We start from the raw sequence: 4,617 nt of genomic DNA on the forward strand, positions 1-4,617 counted from the left end.
CGCTGGTGGCAAGCCGATAGAGGAACAGCACGCGACGGCCCGCCAGCCCGACCGCCACGGCGGTCGCGATGAGGCCTGCAATCGCTACCCAGAGCACGACTTTCTCCACTTCATCAGGCGTTGAGACGTGACTTCCGCACCGCGTCCGGCCATCCGGGGTGTCAGACCCCGAGGTCGTGGCCCAGCCCGGCCGACAGCTCGCGCAGCAGATCGAGGGCGGCGTCGGTGACGACGGTGCCGGGGAGGAAGACGGCGGCGACTCCGGCGTCCAGCAGCGTTGGAACGTCGCCGGGCGGGATGACGCCACCCACCACGATCATGATGTCGTCGCCGCCTGCGGCGGCCAGTTCCTCGCGCAGGGCGGGCACCAGCGTGAGGTGCCCGGCGGCCTGCGAGGAGACCCCGACGATGTGCACGTCGGCCTCGACGGCCTGCCGGGCCACCTCGGCGGGGGTCTGGAACAGCGGGCCGACGTCCACGTCGAAGCCGAGGTCGGCGAAGCCGCTCGCGATCACCTTCTGCCCGCGGTCGTGGCCGTCCTGGCCCATCTTCGCCACGAGAATCCGGGGACGCCGTCCCTCGGCCTCGGCGAAGCGGTCGCAGGCCGCCCGGACGGCGTCGGCGCCGCCGCCCATCTCCTGCCGGTACACCCCGGAGATGGTCCGCACGTACGCCTGGTGCCGCCCGAACACCTTCTCCAGCGCGTCGGAGATCTCCCCTACGGTGGCGTGCGCCCGGGCCGCGTCCACCGCGAGGGCGAGCAGGTTGCCGTCCGAGGCCGCCCCCCGGGTGAGCGCGTCCAGCGCGGCGCTTACGGCCTCGGGGTCGCGTTCGGCCCGCAGTCTGCGCAGCCGCTCGATCTGCCGGGCGCGTACGGCGGTGTTGTCGACCTTGAGCACCTCCACCTCCGGCTCGGCATCGGTGCGGTACTTGTTCACGCCGATCACCGGCTGGACGCCGGAGTCGATGCGGGCCTGTGTGCGGGCGGCGGCCTCCTCGATGCGCATCTTGGGCAGCCCGGCCTCGATGGCTTTGGCCATGCCGCCGGCCTGTTCCACCTCGGCGATGTGCTGCCGCGCCTTGCGGACGAGCTGCCGGGTGAGGGTCTCGACGTAGTAGGAGCCGCCCCAGGGGTCGATGACCCTCGTGGTGCCCGACTCGTGCTGGAGCACGAGCTGGGTGTTGCGGGCGATCCGCGCCGAGAAGTCGGTCGGCAGGGCCAGCGCCTCGTCCAGGGCGTTGGTGTGCAGCGACTGGGTGTGCCCCTGTGTGGCCGCCATCGCCTCCAGGCAGGTGCGCACCACGTTGTTGAACACGTCCTGCGCGGTCAGCGACCATCCGGAGGTCTGGCTGTGGGTGCGCAGCGCCAGCGACCTTGGGTCTTGGGCACCGAACTCCTTCACCAGGCCCGCCCACAGCAGCCGGGCGGCGCGGAGCTTGGCCACCTCCATGAAGAAGTTCATGCCGATGCACCAGAAGAACGACAGCCGGGGCGCGAACGCGTCGATGTCGAGCCCGGCGGCGGTCCCGGCCCGCAGATACTCCACCCCGTCGGCCAGCGTGTACGCCAGCTCCAGATCGCAGGTCGCCCCGGCCTCCTGGAGGTGGTAGCCGGAGATGGAGATGGAGTTGAAGCGCGGCATGTGCGCCGAGGTGTAGGCGAAGATGTCGGAGATGATCCGCATCGACGGGCCCGGCGGATAGATATAGGTGTTGCGGACCATGAACTCCTTGAGGATGTCGTTCTGAATGGTCCCGCTGAGCTGCTCCGGCTTCACCCCCTGCTCCTCCGCCGCGACGATGTAGAGCGCCAGGATCGGCAGCACCGCGCCGTTCATCGTCATCGACACCGACATGCGGTCGAGCGGGATGCCGTCGAACAGGACGCGCATGTCGAGGATCGAGTCGATCGCCACGCCGGCCATGCCGACGTCTCCGGCGACGCGGGGGTGATCGGAGTCGTAGCCGCGATGGGTCGCGAGGTCGAACGCGACCGACAGACCCTTCTGCCCGGCCGCCAGATTGCGCCGGTAGAACGCGTTGGACTCCTCGGCCGTGGAGAACCCGGCGTACTGCCGGATCGTCCACGGCCGCGTCACGTACATCGTCGGGTACGGCCCGCGCACGTACGGCGCGATGCCGGGATAGGTGCGCGGGTCGTACTCGCCGGCCGCCGCCAGCGCCTCCAGGTCGGCGGAGGTGTAGCGCGGCGCGATGGGGATGCCCTCCGGGCTCTCCCACCCGCCGTCCCCGATCTCGGGCGGCGTGTCCGGGCGCGCGGCCCCGGTCAGCGGCACCCCTCGGAAGTCCGGGATCATTCGTCCACCTCCACATCTGCGAGGGTCGTGCGCAGCACCTCGAGCACGTCGCATCCCGCGTACAGATTCGCGTCCACGCCGTCGTAGCGGCCCCTGCCCGCCAGCCAGACCCGGACCGCGCCGGCCGCACGCAGCGCCCGCGCGACGGCGGAGGTGTGCTCGGCGTACAAGGTGTCGCTGGAGCACACGCAGGCCACGGCCGCGCCGCTGACGGCGAACTCCTTCGCGATCGCCTCCGGGTCGGCGGCCGGGCTCGACGTGACCGTCTCGACGCCTCCGGCCTGGAACAGTCCCGCCGCGAACGACACCCGCGCCGCGTGCTCCCCCGCCGGCCCGACGGCGGCGAGGAACACCTTCGGCCGTACGGGCAGCGCCTCGGCCCGGTCGCGCAGGTCCTCGAACTCCTGGGCATGGCGGACTCTCGGCAGGGCCCCCTCCGGCGGCAGGGGCGCGTGGGCCAGTGCGGGCGGGGCCTCCGACAGGTCCGGGAACTGGCTGACGCCGACGATCGGTGTCTTCCTGCGCGCGATGTCACGCGACCTGCTCTCCCTGGTCTGGGCGATCCTCCGACGCACGAGTCCCGAGGCGAGCGCCTCGGCCATCCCGCCCGCCTCCTCGATCTCCTGGAACCACTGCCAGGCCTTCTCCGCGAGGTCGGCGGTGAGGCGCTCGACGTACCAGGACCCGGCCGCCGGGTCGGTCACCCTGGCCACCTGGCCCTCCTCGATCAGCAGGGCGGAGGTGTTGCGGGCGATCCGGCGGGAGAAGCCGTCGGGCAGGCCGAGCGCGTCGTCGAACGGCCGCACGGTCACCGCGTCCGCCCCGCCCACGCCGGCGGCGAAGCACGCCAGCGTGGTGCGCAGCATGTTCGTCCACGGGTCGCGCCGGGTCATCATCGCCGCCGAGGTCACCGCGTGCTGGAACTGGCCGGTCGGGGCGCCGCAGACCTCCGCGATCCGCGCCCACAGCACCCGGGCCGCCCGCAGCTTCGCGAGGGTGGCGAACTGGTCGGCGGTCGCGGCGTACCGGAACTCGAGCTGGCCGAAGGCCTCCCGCAGGCCGAGCCCGTGTGCGGTGAGCGTCCGCAGGTAGGCCAGGCCGGTCGCGATCGAGCAGCCGAGCTCCTCCGCGTCACTGCCCCCCGCCTCGTGGTACGGCGTGGCGTCGGCGACCACGGCGCGCACGCCGGGCAGTTCCTCGGCGCAGCGCCGCGCGAGCGCGGCCGTCTCGGCGAGGCCGGGCGCCACCGAGCCCGGGCGGCTCAGCGGGTCGGACCCGAGGCAGCCCCGCAGCGCCGTGGCCGGGACGCCGCGCCGGGCGGCCAGCGACAGCAGCGCGTCCGCCGCCGCCTCGGTCCGGGCGCCCGCGTCCAGCGTGATCGAGATCCAGTCGAGGCGCACCCCGTCGAGGACCAGAGGCAGCTCCTCCGGGGCGACGGCCACCCAGAGCGAGCCGACGCCGTTCTCCAGGTCGGCGATCACCGCCTCGGGGTCGGCCACCTCGTGCCGCTGCCGGACCTCCCACGGGCCGCCGAGTTCGCGGCCCCCCGGCGCGTACGGCGGGAGCCCGGGCAGGCCGGACGTCTCCGGCAGGTCGGTGTTGTCGTGCAGTGAGGCGATGGTGATCCCGTCGTAGGTCGTGCTCGCCAGCACCTGCTCCGGGGAGTCGGTGTCCGTGCCAGAGCGGCGCAGGACCTCCCGCGCCAGCTCGCGCCACTGCTCCCGGGTGGCCGGGGGGAACGCGGCGCTCATGCCGGGTCCTTGATCTCGCAGACGACCGCGTCGGCGGCGACCGTGGCTCCCACCTGCGCGGACATCCCGACCACGGTGCCGGCCTTGTGGGCGGTGAGCGGCTGCTCCATCTTCATGGCTTCCAGTACGACGATCGTGTCGCCGGGCTCGACGGCGTCGCCGTCGGTGACGACGACCTTCACGATCGTGCCCTGCATCGGGCTGACGACCGCGTCCCCGCTCGCCGCCGCCTTCTTCGCCCCGCCCGAACCCGCCCGGCGAGGCGCCGCCTTCTTCGGCTCGGGTCGGCCGGCCGCCCCAAGCCCTGCGGGCAGGACGACCTCCAGGCGCTTGCCACCGACCTCGACCGTGATCCGCTCGCGCTCGGAGTGCTCGGCCGCCTCCACGGCACCCTCGTACGGCGTGATCGTGTTGTCGAACTCGGTCTCGATCCACCGGGTGTGCACCGTGAACGGCTCGCCGGTGAAGGCGGGGTCGTTCACCACGGCCCGGTGGAACGGCACCACGGTCGGCATTCCGCCGATCTCGAACTCGGCCAGGGCCCGGCG

General features: G+C 72.8%; 3 protein-coding genes. All 3 read right to left on the reverse strand.

Annotated features, from left to right (window positions below):
* Nucleotides 1-161 precede the first annotated feature (161 nt).
* Nucleotides 162-2,318 carry a methylmalonyl-CoA mutase gene (scpA, locus tag FLV34_RS38730; RefSeq protein WP_147945535.1) on the reverse strand — a complete coding sequence of 719 codons (2,157 nt, stop codon included), beginning with the start codon at nucleotides 2,316-2,318 and terminating at the stop codon, nucleotides 162-164.
* The gene (locus FLV34_RS38735; RefSeq protein ID WP_147945536.1) at nucleotides 2,315-4,069 is read right to left on the reverse strand and encodes a methylmalonyl-CoA mutase family protein; all 1,755 of its coding nucleotides are present in this window, start codon (nucleotides 4,067-4,069) and stop codon (nucleotides 2,315-2,317) included. Before FLV34_RS38735 ends, scpA begins: the two co-directional genes overlap by 4 nt.
* Nucleotides 4,066-4,617, reverse strand: a 552-nt coding sequence (locus FLV34_RS38740; protein WP_147945537.1) for a biotin/lipoyl-containing protein, incomplete at its 5' end; no start/stop codon positions are given. The genes FLV34_RS38740 and FLV34_RS38735, both read right to left, overlap by 4 nt.

The sequence above is a fragment of the Microbispora sp. CSR-4 genome (assembly GCF_008033685.1).
GTDB lineage: Bacteria > Actinomycetota > Actinomycetes > Streptosporangiales > Streptosporangiaceae > Microbispora.

Coding starts and splice junctions, on each gene's coding strand:
- scpA (WP_147945535.1), bottom strand. CDS start 2,318: ATGATCCCGGACTTCCGAGGGGTGCCGCTGACCGGGGCCGCGCGCCCG.
- FLV34_RS38735 (WP_147945536.1), bottom strand. CDS start 4,069: ATGAGCGCCGCGTTCCCCCCGGCCACCCGGGAGCAGTGGCGCGAGCTG.